General features: G+C 40.4%; 8 protein-coding genes and 1 riboswitch. Of the genes, 3 read left to right on the top strand and 5 right to left on the bottom strand.

Features of this window, described 5'->3' with window-relative positions; all coding sequences use genetic code 11:
• Positions 1–577 precede the first annotated feature (577 nt).
• The 4 genes from tagU to M3204_RS04330 all read right to left on the bottom strand — a co-directional run bounded on the left by tagU (position 578) and on the right by M3204_RS04330 (position 3,096).
• Positions 578–1,513: a polyisoprenyl-teichoic acid--peptidoglycan teichoic acid transferase TagU gene (gene tagU, locus M3204_RS04345; RefSeq protein ID WP_251478905.1), complete on the bottom strand. Its 936-nt coding sequence runs from the start codon at positions 1,511–1,513 to the stop codon at positions 578–580.
• Between the two features lie 412 nt (positions 1,514–1,925).
• Positions 1,926–2,063, bottom strand: a complete 138-nt coding sequence (locus M3204_RS04340; protein ID WP_251478903.1) for a hypothetical protein — start codon at positions 2,061–2,063, stop codon at positions 1,926–1,928.
• A 22-nt stretch (positions 2,064–2,085) separates the two neighbouring features.
• Positions 2,086–2,170: riboswitch (cyclic di-GMP riboswitch) on the bottom strand.
• 193 nt (positions 2,171–2,363) lie between these two features.
• On the bottom strand, positions 2,364–2,801 hold the full coding sequence (locus M3204_RS04335) for a hypothetical protein (protein ID WP_251478901.1): 438 nt from the start codon (positions 2,799–2,801) through the stop codon (positions 2,364–2,366).
• 133 nt (positions 2,802–2,934) lie between these two features.
• The gene (locus tag M3204_RS04330; RefSeq protein ID WP_251478899.1) at positions 2,935–3,096 is read right to left on the bottom strand and encodes a hypothetical protein; all 162 of its coding nucleotides are present in this window, start codon (positions 3,094–3,096) and stop codon (positions 2,935–2,937) included.
• A 278-nt stretch (positions 3,097–3,374) separates the two neighbouring features.
• Here M3204_RS04330 and M3204_RS04325 point away from each other — a divergent pair, with 278 nt between their 5' ends.
• A complete protein-coding gene (locus M3204_RS04325; RefSeq protein ID WP_251478897.1) occupies positions 3,375–5,033 on the top strand; it encodes a C39 family peptidase in 1,659 nt (552 codons plus the stop codon).
• A gap of 34 nt (positions 5,034–5,067) precedes the next feature.
• Positions 5,068–7,140: a cell wall-binding repeat-containing protein gene (locus tag M3204_RS04320; RefSeq protein WP_251478895.1), complete on the top strand. Its 2,073-nt coding sequence runs from the start codon at positions 5,068–5,070 to the stop codon at positions 7,138–7,140.
• A gap of 40 nt (positions 7,141–7,180) precedes the next feature.
• Here M3204_RS04320 and M3204_RS04315 read toward each other — a convergent pair whose 3' ends face one another.
• The gene (locus M3204_RS04315) at positions 7,181–9,343 is read right to left on the bottom strand and encodes a S8 family serine peptidase (protein ID WP_251478893.1); all 2,163 of its coding nucleotides are present in this window, start codon (positions 9,341–9,343) and stop codon (positions 7,181–7,183) included.
• Between the two features lie 257 nt (positions 9,344–9,600).
• On the opposite strand from M3204_RS04315, the gene M3204_RS04310 reads away from it, so the two are divergent.
• Positions 9,601–13,902, top strand: coding sequence for a bifunctional 2',3'-cyclic-nucleotide 2'-phosphodiesterase/3'-nucleotidase (locus M3204_RS04310; protein WP_251478891.1), 4,302 nt, complete (start codon positions 9,601–9,603; stop codon positions 13,900–13,902).
• The last annotated feature ends 158 nt before the right edge of the window (positions 13,903–14,060 follow it).

Below are 14,060 nucleotides of genomic sequence, written 5' to 3'. Positions count from 1 at the left end.
AAGTCTATCGTTCTTGTTTATCATTTCGCTGCTGGCTCTTGGTTCTGTCTACACTCTAGTGGCACTGCACATGAAGCGAAGTTTTACTTTCCTGTAAAAGCAGAAATATTAGAAGACAGTCATGTAAATCTTCAGGACATCAAAAGAGACGTTATGGCAAAAGTGCAGACTTTTTAGCTTAATGACTTAATTGATCAGCCCCTTATATAACTTAAAAAAAGTTTTATAAGGGGCTGATTTTTATTACTTTATAAAGATCAATACAAGTTTAATCCAGCCTAAAAAGGATATCCAAAGCGGTATACTAAGTGTGACTGCCCATGAGAAGCCTAATGCGAAATTACCTTCACGGTTCATAACATCACATCCTGGCAGGATTTTTCATTCGTAATAATTATATTCCGTGCTGTGTCAGGAATAACCTTTGTGTGAGCTGTGATTTTCATCTTCAAATATCTACTTTTAATGACCAACTTGGACAAGCTTTGTCAGGCGGTCAATAAATAATTGGAGTTTTTTATCATAATATTGAAGAAGGAGGGTGACGAATTCGTCACCCTCCATTTTTTCTCCATGACTATTGAAGATTTAAATGGCTTTTAAGTTCACTTTGAACTCTTTGTTTTTCACTATCCGGAACCATTAAATAATACACCCTATTGATTTTCGTTCCCGAACCCTTGATTTCCATTTGTTGAATATTCTTGCCTGCTTCTTTATAATTCTTTTGAATATCGACCATTTCATCAAAAGTAAGGTTAGTTTTTACGTTTTTGCCAAGTGCGGCAAAGATCTCATCAAACTTCGTTAACGATGAGAAGCTGGCGCCTTTGTTAATAACTCCTTGGATAATTTGTCGCTGTCTTGTTTGCCTTCCGAAGTCGCCCCTAGGGTCTTCATAACGCATCCTCGAATATTTCAAAGCTTTTTCACCATTGAGGACAAGTTCCCCTTTTGGAAAATGAACTCCTTCATAAGTGAAATCGAGTGTGTTATTGACTGTTACTCCCCCGACTGCATCTACAATTTCCTTAAAGCTTTCCATGTTGATTTGCATATAGTAATCAACCGGGATATCCAGGAAGTTTTCTACTGTATTCATGGACATTTCTACCCCGCCAAACGCATAGGCATGGTTAATCTTATCGTCGAAGCCTTTTCCAATGATTTCAGTTCTTGTATCACGTGGGATACTCAGCATTTTTGTGGATTTTTCTTCAGGATTTACCGTTAGGACAATCATTGTATCTGATCTTCCGCGGTCACCCGAACGCTCATCGACTCCTAGCATTAGTACTGAAAAAGGTTCCTTCTTATCAAGTGTGATTTCTTCGACCCTTTTCTCTGATTTTTCTCGTTTGATTGGCTGATGCATGGTATCAACTGCTTTGGTAAGGGAGGAATAGACACTATAAGCATAAGCTCCCACACCTAAAATCAATAAAAGAAAAATGACTCCAATGACGCGGAGCCATGTGCGCTTCTTCTTTCCTGTATGTTTTCCGGCTCTCATTTTTGACCCCCATAGTATGACAAAATAACTTAACATCTGACATATAGAATACCAAAAAAGTAATCCTTTGAATATCCTTTTTTTTGAAATTAGAAAGCAGCATCCACTCGTATAGTGGATGCTGCTTCAATTTGTACTGGATATAATAACTTACAAGTTCATAAACAATAATTTAATCCAACCTAGAAATGAAATCCAAAGCGGTATGCTTAATGAAAATGCCCATGAGAACCCTACTGCGAAATTTCCTTCGTGTTCCATACCATCACATCCCGTGGCCTTTTATATGAATATACCCATTAGTTATAAAAATTATTCCTTGTTGGATTCTTTAATATACAAAAGATGAAAACGAAAAATCCCAACATAGAGTTGGGATCGTGTGTATTTCTAATTCTATGATGTTGATATCTTAGATTTGATTGGCAAGTATCGTTACAAGTGCACTAATCACTACCGTAGAGAGAAGCAGGGATGCATACAATATCGTTTTGTTCCTTTGCTTTTTCCGTTGCTTTTCTTCCGGTGTGAGGAACTGATAGTTCGACATCAAATTTGTCTCCTTTATCTTTGATGGCAGCTGGCTGACTTCGTCACAAGACGGAAGCCCCTTTAGCTTTGCGTCACCCTTTTTCAAGAGATTTGCCTTCTAAATTATAACTTTATGAACAATGTGAAAAAATAGGTAATTTGTCACATTTTGTCGTTGGATTGTAATAAAGGAAAACCATTCGTAATTTAAAAAGCATAGAGGGATGGTTCAAGTGTTGTCTGGCTTAAACGGTTCTCGTGTTTTAATCGAGACGGTAAACTTAATGTAAAGCCGACTTTAAAAACAAATAGTTAATAATTAGTTATCTAATGAATTGATATCTATGTTCTCTTTTTCTAAAAAATGTTCTATTGGAACAGACTTATACAAAAAGCAGACAGTAAAATCAGATACTTCTAAAATGGGTTCATGACCCTTCAACAACTGGAAATTCCATAAGACGGGTTTGAACCCATCATATGATGGTGCCATGTATTGTTCAAATAAAGCCGCAGAGTCTTTAGTAAGTTTGCCGCTTAAGACAATTCCCTCATCCATCTCAATCGCTTTTTTAACTGCAAGGTCTTTTAAAAGTTCAAATTCGTATTTCCCACCCATTAAGGGGTTTTCTACATCAAATTCTCCGGCAGGAAATGTAACGTTGAATCGATCGCAATAAGTTAATACATATTGAAATATGTTTTTCCATTTATATGTTGAAGTAGTATTTTGAATAACAATTGGTTGATTCATCATAGCCTCCCTATTACCATTTTGGCCGTTGAATACCAAGTAATGTGGTTGAATCAAATGGCCCGATTCGTCTGTTGTCGGTAAAGGAAAAGTGTTTTTTTTTATAACCTTATCGGACAGCAGGTTTACTATCTATTCAGTTTCCGACAACAATCACTCCTTCCCTTGTCTCATACACAACGGTTAGTAGTTGCCCGACCAGGCTATGTCTGTTTCCTGTCTTTCTGCTTACTACGACATATTCGTGTTTATCTAGTTCCTCACAGATTGCATTATTATTATCTAATTCCAGTAACAATGGTATCACCCCTTAATCTGTGGTTTAGCATCTCATAACCTTTGACTAAGCTTGATGTCAATGTGCTGATCATTTCCCAATTCTGTGTCAGAATTCGACAACGGCAATTATAATTTGATCATTAATGAAAAAATAGGTATTTGATCACTTTATTCCATTTAACTACATAATATTACCCTAATCATTGAGCTTTTAATTTCTAAGAATCTAGTAACTTTCCCTTGTATTAGGTAAAATTTTACTATATATCTATAGTATAAAAGAATTAGGAGGGAATCATGTATAGAAAATCATATTTTATATTTTTGCTAGTTTTACTTGTTATCTTTTCTGTGCCTGTCGCTAAGCCGAGTGCTGCAGAAATTGATTCAATCAAAGTTGCAGAAATAACTGAAACAAGGATCAGCGGTACAGCGGTGGAAAAAGGGCGAATACAGGTTATAGCCAATGGGAAGACAATTGGAAAGGGATATGTCTTAAATCATTCTTTTTCTATAATATTTAGCGAAAAATTGAAGCCTTCAGAGCTAAGGATTAAATTCTTTGGTAAGAAGAAGGTTGATTTAATAGTAAATTATGAACCAGCAGTAAAAGTGAATCCGGTCAATGATAGTGTGAGAATTTTGTCGGGTATTGCGAAAAGTGGTGTGAATCTATCAGCATCTGCTGGTGGTAAGGCTTTGGAATTAAATAAATTTGATCAAGCAACCGGAGCCTTCGAATTCAAACCATCTAGTCTTTTACAGGCAGGTACTGTCGTTACTGTCATCTCAGAAAGAAATGGAGTCAAGAGTTCTAGCGAAATCACTATTAAGGAGGCTCTTCCGCCGCAAACTCCTGTGTTGGGTCCAATCTCGAACCTTGATAAGGTCATTTCAGGTCAGGCAGACAAAGGAAGTACAGTATATATCCAGCTCAACAATCAGCAGGTGTATTCTACACAAATCAATGAGACAAATAGCTTCAAAATAGCCCTGGATGGTGGCAAGCCCCTTGAGGCAGGAATAAAAGTGACAGCCTATGCGGTTGATGGGGCAGGGAGGAAAAGCGGGACTGCTGCAGTAACGGTAGCAGATAAAATCTCCCCGCCGGCACCTAAGCTGAATGCTGTTTCTGATAAATCGTTTTCTATCTCTGGAAAATCAATTCCAAGTGCATTAATTTACGTGAATAGGAATTCAAAATATTACAAAACAGTCAGAGCGAATTCGTATGGAGATTTCTCTGTACCTATGCCATTACATAAAAGCGGTACTGTGTTCCATGTATATACTTATGATCAAAATAATAATAAGAGTCCAGAAAGCAAGTTAGTCGTCACTTCAGCTCAGAGAGCAATTTCCAAAAAGTTATATGCCCCAATTGTCAGGCAGATGCCAGAATTAAACAGGGGATGTGAGGTGACATCCTTGAGCATGATGCTTGGTTCGGCAGGGATCAGCTCAAATAAAATGACTCTTGCCTTACAGGTGAAGAAGGATCCTACTCCGTATCGGAAAATAGGGTTGAAGATTTACTTTGGTAATCCAAACTATGGATTTGTAGGGAATATGTATACCTTCAGCAAGCCGGGCTTCGGCGTTTTCAATGGCCCGATTGAGGAGCTGGCCAATCAATATATGCCTAATAGGGTTGTTAATCTGTCAGGTCAATCGTTTGATGAGGTATTGAACTATGTTTCTGCCGGACATCCGGTATGGGTTATCACAACCAGCTGGTTCAAGCCAGTGCCTGATCAGTACTGGCAGACATGGTATACTCCTCAAGGACAAATCAGGATTACGATGAAGGAGCATTCCGTTTTGATTACCGGCTATGACTCTAAATACGTATACTTTAATGATCCTCTAGATGGGCAGAAGAATAAAGCCATTCCGCTGAATCAGTTCATTGGCGGCTGGAAGCAATACGGCAGCCAGGCAATTAGCTACTATTGATAATATGGCTATAACAACTAATACGGGAGGAACTATGTCTAAAATATTGAAACAGATATTTTCACTGGTATTGATTTTTTCTCTGGCTGCACCAGCGGTACAGGCCGGCACATTCATTGCAGATGAGAATTTTAGAAAAGCTGTAAAAGAACAACTTGGACTAAAACCAACTTCAGAGATTACAGCTGAGCAAATGGGAACGATTCAGTCGCTGCTAGTGCCTGAAAAGAAAATTAATAGTCTTAAAGGAATTGAATATGCTATTGAGCTTAAAGAGCTGGATATCTCCTACAATCAAATTAAAGGTTTGGGAGAATTAAACGGTAATACTGCATTAGAAACATTAATCGCTGACCGAAATGGATTTTCGTCTGTTGAGGATTTGAAAAATCTTAATAATATCCAATGGCTTAGTCTGGGAGAAAACGAGATTGTCGAACTCGATGGACTATCACAGCTTGATGGACTAACGTCTCTTTCGCTCTTTAAAAATAAAATTTCTGATATAAAGGCATTAAATGGTCTCTCAGAGCTAGAGTATCTTGACCTGGACGACAATCAGGTCGTTGACCTATCACCGCTTGCGGGGCATGAGAAACTAACTACGCTGTTAATCAGCGGAAACAGGATTAAGACAATTTCCCCATTAAAAGGGATGGCTAGTCTTGCTTTCTTTTACGCGAATGATAATGAAATATACGACTTATCACCACTTGCTGGGTTAAGTATGGAAGATGGGGAAATTGAACTTGCCCGGAATAACATTAAAGATCTATCTCCATTAGCCGGCATTAAAGTGAACGGGTTGTTTAAATTGGATATTAGTGAGAATGAGGTAGTCAGTCTTGAGCCTTTGCAAAACCTTCATGGCCTATCCAGTTTGAGATCCAGCGGAAATAAAATTACTAGTCTTGAGCCGTTGAATGGTTTGAAAGAACTTAAGGTATTGGACTTAAGCCATAATATGCTGGCTAGTTTAGCGGGGTTAAACTTATCCAGCAATATAGACTACAAGCTGGATTTTAGCCATAACAGTGTAAAAGACATAAAAGCTCTGGAATCTGTAACTGTGGGGGAGATAGATTTAGAGAGCAATAATATTGTAGATATCAGTCCTTTAAGAAACCTTTCTGCAGGAATTGTGAATCTGAAAAATAATCCGCTTAGCCCTGAGTCCCTAAAGCTGATTGATGAATTGCGAAGAAAAGGGGTAGAAGTGGAATTTGAACGCAGTGTAACCCGGCATGGAGGAGCTACGCGCTATGATACAGCTGCAGAAATTGCCCGGAATATCTGGTCGGATGCGGACACGATTATCATAACAGATGGTGAAAATTTCCCTGACGCGCTGGCCGGTGCACCTCTTGCCTATGCATTGGATGCACCGATTCTTTTATCGAAACGAAGTGCTCTCCCACGACCGACTATGCAGGTGATTTCGGAATTGGCACCTAAGAAGGCTGTGATCCTTGGAGGAACAGGTGCGGTACCGGCATCAGTAGTCGATCAACTGAAGACGCTTGGCGTTCAGGAATTTGAAAGAATCGGCGGGCAAACCAGGTTTGAAACTGCCATGCTTATCGCCAATCGGTTGAGAACAATGAACGGTGTTCCTGAAAAGGCAGTGATTGCATATGGAAGAGACTTCCCTGATGCTCTTGCTGTTGCTTCAATTGCAGCAGAAAAGGGTTATCCAATCCTGCTGACAGAAAGAAATTCCCTTCCGCAGGAAACCCAAAAAGCTCTTACTGGCATATCAGAAACCATTGCAGTCGGCGGTGAAGGTGTCATAAGCAAAGCTGTTTTCGAAAAACTTCCTGTTGCTTCAAGAATTGGCGGAACAGACCGATTTGCTACAGCAAATAAAATAACCCAAATGCTTGGCGAACAGAATGCGTTTTATATCGCAAATGGCCGAGGTTTTGCTGATGCTCTTGCCGGATCTGTTGCTGCTGCGAAAGATCAAGCACAAATGCTTCTAGTTGAACAGAGTAAAATGTCTGACGAAACTCGTAGCATCCTCAAGCAAAGGTTATCTTCGGATACGGTAATTTTAGGTGGTGAAGGTGTTGTCGGGCCAGCCATCGCAGAAGAGCTAATGAAATAATTCAAACAAAAGAGTCAGCTCAGGCTGACTCTTTTTACAACTATTTTCGGTTTACTGTAACTGGTTTATCAGGATGCTTGCTGAATTGCTGATAAGGACCATACTCTTCCTTGTACCAGCTATTATATAATATTTGATCAAATCGCCAGACGATGGCTGGAGGAATGACAGCCGGTCCGCCTAATGTAATCATGTCCGGCAGATATTCACTGGCGGCTGTCTTCTGTTTTACAAAATCAAAGGTAGCAGCCGGACCCTTTGCCGGGTCAACCAGTACGAGTGGATAATCAAATTTTGCCGATACAGGAGCTCCTGAAAGGGCGTCGGGGAAGTTCCTTCCAGTTGCCAGGATAATTCCCTCAAGGTCACTTGCTGGTTTGAAATAATTGATGACCTTCCGGTTCGTTTCAAAACGGTCTGCTCCTCCGATTCTCTCGGCATTTGGGAACTGCTTGAGAACAAAATCGGATACTACACCGGGACCGCCAATCACAATGGCTTTGCTAAATTTGTATTTATTAAGGAAGTCGTGGGTAGCTTCTGGAATTGAATTTCTTTCGACGAACACAATTGGAATCTGTTCGCTTCCGGCAAAGGCGGATACGGACAGTGCGTCAGGGAAATTTCTGGCGTTTGTTATGATTACCTTACCGCTGCGTTTAGCAATGTAATTATTTATAGCAGCAGCTGTTTCAAAGCGGTCGTCCCCCATTAAGCGAGTGACTTCATACCCGAGGCTTTCAATATCTGCTTTCACATTGTCGGAGACTGCACCCGGTCCTCCCATAATCAGCACTTTGTCTGCCTGAAGCTCATTCAAGGTGTCGATTGTAGACTGCCTTAAAATGTTAGGATAAGTGAGCAGGAGCGGTGCATCGAGTTTGTATGATAGAGCACCGGCTGCCAGGCTGTCAGGAAAGCTCTGGTTGCTGGCCAGAATAACGAATCTTCCTTCGTTGGTTGGAAGGTCAGGGTTAAGTTCCAGTTCTTCAGGCTCTAGTACTCCCGCTGAAGCTGTTTCCCATCCAGTCATAGATATGATAGTTGATGTTTCGACAGAAGTGGCTCCGTACGCTCTTGTGAAATCATTGAATAGCGTGAAGCTATTTTGAGCGTTGATCCGCCCGTTTGAGTGGTACAGCGATCCTTCATATTCGTCGCTGCTTGCTTCTATGATCCATCGAAGCTGATTATTGGTCAGGCCTGGATGATGGTTCTTTAGCAGCGCAGCCATGGATGCTGCCATCGGGGACGCCATACTCGTGCCATCCATCATTGCGTACTTTCCTGATAGGTAAGTACTGTATATATTTACTCCGGGTGCTGCAACCGAAATCCAATCACCATAATTCGAAAAGTCAGCAAGCGTATTTGTGCTGCTGTCACTTGCGGCAATTGCCATAACGGTATTGTGGGCTGCAGGGAAGCTGTAGTAAGGAACTCCATTATTACCTGCAGCAGCTACAACAAGGACGCCCTTTTCGTATGCGTAATTACATGCATCCTCAACGTATGCGCTATATTCTCCGCCAAGACTGATATTAATGATGGAAGCCCCATTCTTGACAGCGTGGTATATGCCGTCAGCCAAATCAATGTTCGAGATTCCATTCTTCGATCCGATTTTTATTGGCATGATATAGCTGCCTTTGGAAAGAGAGGCTATACCAACCTTATTATTCGATTCAGCCCCGATGATTCCGGCAACATGGGTTCCATGGCCAACATCATCGATAGGAAGAGTACTGCCATTCAGGATATTAAAAGGCTTATATATGAGGTTTTTTAAATCTGGATGGGACATATCGATTCCTGAGTCTAATACCGCGACAATGGGTTTGGATTTTGGGTTGAACGCATTCCAGGCCTCAAGTGCTTTTACAGCTGAAAAATCCTTTGATTGATACCTTTGAAAATAAGCGTCATTGGGAGCTCCAAAGTACGTATACTGTTTTTCTTCCTCGGCGTAAAGGACATTGGGATTCTTTTTTAAATCAGAAAGGACTTTTTTAGTGTCATTAGCAGATACCGTGATGACTTTGGCATTCTTTGCTTTTGATGAATCTGCGTAAGAGAGACCGTTGACAAGGTGCTCATTTTTGTACTTTACAACAATCCTTTTTGCATCCTCAGCATAAGCTGGCATACTCCCGAAGAACAACAAAAGACTCAACAACAAAATGCTTTTACCCCAACTCCCCAAAACATGTACCCCCTTGAAGTTTAATAATCTCTAAAGAACAATATATAATGCTTTGGATACTATTATTATACTTTTTTAAAGCTGTGATAAGGGAAATCTTTCGTGTTATTTTGCAAATCTAGCATTTACAAAAAATTAATATTGGAATTAATTAAAAAAATGAAAATTTCACACTTTTTTTACAAAAAATGATATATTCTTACTAGTTTTGCGTATATAATAGATTTGCTGTTACATACTTGAGAGGTGGGAATAGGGTGAAAAAAGAGTTCAAAAAGAAATTAAATGGACTAGCTGTATCTGCTCTAACTGTTGGTTTATTGGCTTCCCCAATGTCCGGAACATCAGTTTTCGCTGAGGGCACGCCGACAAATGTCTTGTCGAGCGAAGCACTTGTGAAACTGAAAATCATGGAAACTACTGATGTCCATGGAAGTATTATGAACCATGACTATTTTACTGATACAGAAGTCACAAAAGGGTTGGCTAAAGTTTCTTCTTTAGTTAAGACGGAACGCGCTGAAAACGCTAACAACCTTTTATTGGATAATGGAGACATGCTTCAGGGCAATCCATTCACTGACTATGTAGCGAAAGTTGAGCCATTGACTTTTGTAGACCGTTTGGCTGGATTGGACCGTTTTGAAACAGCGATCGACATTTCCAAAGAAGGCTGGGATACAGCTGAAACGGTTGTCCTTGTTAGATCTGATGAATTCGCTGATGCATTAGCGGCAGCACCACTTGCATACAAACACAATGCACCGATTCTATTAACAAAACCTAATACTCTACATGAAGATACAATTGCTGAAATCAAACGTCTTGGTGCTAAGCGCGTCTTAATCGTTGGTGGAACTGGGGCAGTTTCTTCCCAAATCCAATCTACACTTTCATCCAAGATGAAGCTTTGGGTTAAACGACTCGGCGGAGAAAACCGTTTCGAAACAGCCGCACTTGTAGCTGAAGAATTAGGAAACGGCACAAAAGCAGTATTGGTAAATGGCCGTAACTATCCTGATGCTATTTCTGTAGCTCCTTATGCTGCTAAGAATGGCCTTCCAATCCTATTGACTGATGCAACGAAGGTTCCTGCTGAAACTCAGGCTGCTTTGAAGAATGTTACTGAAACAGTATTGATCGGCGGTACAGGCGTTATCAGCGAAGCAGTTGAAAAGTCTGTTAAAGGTGCAACTCGTTTCGGCGGTGCAACTCGTTTCGAAACATCTCTAAAGGTTGCTACTGAACTTGACAGCGTTAAAACACGAGTATTCGTTTCAACTGGCCGTGGATTTGCTGATGCTTTGGCAGGTTCAGTACTAGCTGCAAGAGAAGATGCTCCCGTTGTCCTTGTAGAGAGAAACTCAATGCTTAAGGAAGTTGCAGCGCTCGTAGATGGCAAGTCTATAACAGTTCTTGGCGGAGAAGGCGTAGTTTCTGATACCCTTGTAAAGCATGAAGAGCACCCAATCTATCAAGCTATGAATGAATTGGACTATGATGCTGCAACACTTGGAAACCACGAGTTCAACTATGGACTTGATTACCTTGAAGGCAGCATGAAGACTGCAGAATTCCCATTCGTTTCTGCTAACGTATATAACGATGACCATGACAATGACCCTTCAAATGATAAGAACTTTGTTAAGCCTTATCAAATCATTGACAAAGAAGTAGTAGACGAAGCAGGCAAGAAGCACATCGTTAAAGTTGGTGTTATCGGTTTCGTAGCTCCGCAAATCATGCAGTGGGATAAAGCAAACCTTGAAGGCAAGGTTGTAACTGAAGATGTTGTAGCTTCTGCTAAGAAATGGGTACCACAAATGAAGGAGGATGGAGCTGAAGTTGTTGTAACTCTGGCACATACTGGCTTCGACGCAGATAAGACTAACAAAGAAAATACGGTTTTCGCACTAAGTGAAGTGCCGGATATCGACGCAATCCTGTTCGGACATACACACAAAGCATTCCCTTCTGATTCTTCATACAATGGCATTGCTGGTGTAGACAATGTAAACGGAACAATCAATGGCGTTGCTGCTGTACAATCCGTTGTTGATGGCAGCCACCTTGGTGTAATTGACCTTACTTTGGAAAAAGTAGATGGCAAGTGGGGCGTTAAGGGTTCTAAATCAGAGGTACTTTCTTCAAAGGGCGCTGAAGTAGATTCAAAAATCGTTGAGGTTATGAAGCCTTCACATGACGCTACAGTTAAGTACATCAACCAGCCAATTGGTACAACAACTGCACCAATCAACAGCTACTTTGCACGTGTACAGGATGACCCATCCGTGCAAATCGTAAGCAACGCGCAGAAAGAATATATTGAAGATGTTCTTAAGGGTACAGAATATGAAAATCTTCCAGTCCTATCTTCTGCAGCACCTTTCAAGGCAGGAAGGAATGGAGCAGATGAGTACACTTACTTCCCTGCTGGTGAAATCGCAATAAAGAACGTTTCAGACCTATATAAGTATCCGAATACTGTAACGGCAATCCAATTATCTGGTGCTCAAGTTAAGGAATACTTAGAGTGGACTACAGGAAACTTCAATCAAATCGACCCTTCAGTAACAACTGAACAATCTTTGATCAATAAAGAATTCCAGGCTTATAACTTTGACACATTAGATGGTGTTACTTATGAAGTTGATGTAACTCAGCCTGCGAAATATGATCAAAATGGAAATGTTCTAAACGAAGGCGCAAGCAGAATCAAGAACCTTTCATATAATGGAAAGCCAGTAGAAGCAGACCAGCAGTTTGTCATTGCGACAAATAACTACCGTGCTTCATTCACTAAGCTTGCTAATCCGGATGCAAAGAGAATTATCTATTCATCACCTGATGAAAACAGACAAGTTCTGATGAACTACATCATTAAGAATAAGACAATCAATCCATCTGCTGACAAAAACTGGAGCCTGACTCCAATCAATACAAATGTAAATGTTACATTTGAGTCATCTCCAGCAGCTAAAGCATTTGCAGATAGCTCTGACAACATTGATTATGTTGGTGCTGGTGCAAATGGTTTCGCTAAGTACAAAATGGATATGATGGGCAAGCCTTTTGAGGTTCAATTACTTGGAATCAATGATTTCCATGGCCAGCTTGATACTTTTAATTCCAAGATTAACGCTGGTGGAGTTGAATACCTTGCTGCATACCTGAAAGAGCGTGAAGCACAGAATCCATATACGTTAATGGTCCATGCAGGGGATGCTGTTGGTGCAAGTTCACCAGTTTCAGCTTTACTACAGGATGAGCCAACGATTAATATTTTAAATGAGCTTGGATTTGATGTTGGAACTGTAGGAAACCATGAATTTGATGAAGGCGTTCCAGAAATGATGCGTCTCATCGACGGTGGAAGCCATGAGAAGACAGTTGAAAAATATGGAGTTTTCGGTGGAGCCAACTTCCCTTACGTAGCAGCTAATCTTGTTGATGCAGCTACGAATGAAACGATTCTTGCTCCTTACCACATTGAAGAAGTAAACGGAGTAAAAATTGGTTTCATTGGGGTTGCTTTGTCAGATACACCAAGTATCGTAATTCCAAGTGCGGTTAAGGATGTTAAGTTCACAGACGAAACTGCAGCAATTAACAAATATACTGCTGAACTAAAAGCAAAAGGCGTTGAAACGATTGTTGTTTTAGCACACAATCCTTCGTATTCAAAGTTTGATGGCTCAGAGGCAAGCGAAGAGCTTGTTGAGATTGCTAAAAATGTTGATGATGAAGTTGACGTTCTTTTCGGAGGACACAACCACGCTTTCACAAACACAAAAGTTGACGGAAAAATTGTTGTTCAATCGTATTCTGGAGGTACAGCGTTCTCAGACGTCGACCTTATGATTGATCCTAAAACAAAGGATGTAGTTTCAAGTAAAGCTGAAATCGTAACAACATACCGTGATAAAATCACGCCAGATGCAAAAATTAAGGCTATTCTTGATGAATATTTAGCGGATGTTGCTCCAATTTTGAACGAAGTAATTGGAACTACACCTAACTATATCAGCAGAGAACCAAGCCCTGCCGGCGAAACAGCCATGGGCAACCTAGTAGCTGATGCTATGCGTTTCCAGACAGGAACAGACTTTGCGTTCATGAACTCCGGCGGAGTCCGTGCTGACATTGATGCAGGGGAAATTACTTGGAAAGAAGCATTCACTGTTCAGCCTTTCGGCAATGATCTTGTAAAAATGAATGTGACTGGCGCACAGATTAAAACATTGCTAGAACAGCAATGGGGCAGCAAAGTTCGCATTATGCCGATTTCTGGCTTGAAAGTTGAGTATGATGATTCAAGAGCTGCAGGAGACCGCATTGTATCCATCAAGAAGAATGACGGAACCGATGTAGCGATGGATCAAACATATTCAATTACTGTCAATAACTATATGGCTGGCGGCGGAGATGGCTATGCAATTCTTGCAGAAATAACTGACAAAACAATCGATGTCGTTGACCTGGATGCATTGGTTAACTATATCAAGGCAAAAGGTACTGTAGATCCTAAAATTGAAGGCCGTGTGACAAAGGTAAATTAATAGTTTTAAAGGAGAAGGGTGCTGAGAGCACCCTTTTTTTTACTAAAAAGAATACAGTTTTCATTCAAAAGCATTGCAAATCCAGAAAAATACAATCGGAATGTTTTTATTAAATATAAAATCTTAAGAATAATATAAAAATATAATAGAATTTACCT

The organism is Mesobacillus subterraneus, from assembly GCF_023715485.1.
Taxonomy (GTDB): Bacteria; Bacillota; Bacilli; order Bacillales; family Cytobacillaceae; genus Mesobacillus; species Mesobacillus subterraneus_B.
The sequence above is the reverse complement of the archived record's forward strand: the minus strand, read 5'-3'. Positions and strand labels throughout refer to the sequence as shown.

What these genes read in the sequence shown, in the direction of transcription:
- tagU (WP_251478905.1), bottom strand. Translation starts at nt 1,513, where the DNA reads ATGAGAGCCGGAAAACATACAGGAAAGAAGAAGCGCACATGGCTCCGC.
- M3204_RS04340 (WP_251478903.1), bottom strand. Translation starts at nt 2,063, where the DNA reads ATGTCGAACTATCAGTTCCTCACACCGGAAGAAAAGCAACGGAAAAAG.
- M3204_RS04335 (WP_251478901.1), bottom strand. Translation starts at nt 2,801, where the DNA reads ATGATGAATCAACCAATTGTTATTCAAAATACTACTTCAACATATAAA.
- M3204_RS04325 (WP_251478897.1), top strand. Translation starts at nt 3,375, where the DNA reads ATGTATAGAAAATCATATTTTATATTTTTGCTAGTTTTACTTGTTATC.
- M3204_RS04320 (WP_251478895.1), top strand. Translation starts at nt 5,068, where the DNA reads ATGTCTAAAATATTGAAACAGATATTTTCACTGGTATTGATTTTTTCT.